This window comes from Clostridium sp. ATCC 25772 (assembly GCF_001573875.1).
In the GTDB taxonomy this organism is placed as follows: domain Bacteria; phylum Bacillota; class Clostridia; order Clostridiales; family Clostridiaceae; genus Clostridium_J; species Clostridium_J senegalense.
This window is the reverse complement of the sequence record NZ_LFRG01000181.1, coordinates 1-585: the sequence shown is the minus strand read 5'-3', so window position 1 is coordinate 585 and position 585 is coordinate 1. Positions and strand designations below refer to the sequence as shown.

General features: G+C 25.3%; 2 protein-coding genes. Both read left to right on the top strand.

The annotated features are described in order from the left end of the window. The coding region (locus AZI32_RS18660) for a hypothetical protein (protein ID WP_061997178.1) at positions 1–297 on the top strand (297 nt) is incomplete at its 5' end. Positions 298–306: 9 nt separating this feature from the next. Further along, the coding region (locus AZI32_RS17470; RefSeq protein WP_157450987.1) for a hypothetical protein at positions 307–585 on the top strand (279 nt) is incomplete at its 3' end.

The window sequence follows — 585 nt, the reverse complement described above, 5'->3', positions numbered from 1 at the left end:
CTTGGAGTACTATCAAGCATTGCATTAGTCAAGTTTGGTGATGTTGAAAAAAACAGTAAGATAAATGCAGATTACGTTACGGCTAACAATATAGCTACAGCTGCAAAAATAGCGATTAATAGTGATGTATCTGAAGATGAAATTAGTATAGATTATTTAGTTGAAAATAATTATTTAGAAGGTAAGCCCAAAGTTCAAAGCCAAAAAGATAAAAACTTTAAAGTATATACAGAAAATGAAGATATAAAGGTGAAAGTAGACGGACAAACTTTTTATCCTAAAAACGAACAAGAATAAAGTATAGAGGTGATAAAAATAAAAACATTAACTTTAGAGATAAAAGAAAATACAATTAAAATGCTTGTTATAGAAAAGTATTTTGGCTATGTTAAATTTATAAATATGAAAACTTTTGAGTTTAATCAAATAGACCGAAATGGATTGATTTTAGATATCAACAAGTTAAGTAAAATAATAAAAAATGAATTAAATAATTTTAAAATACCATGTAGAAGAATATCTTTTGCAGTTCAAAATGAAAGTATAATAAATAGGAATGTTAAAGTAATAAACACTGGGTACAAG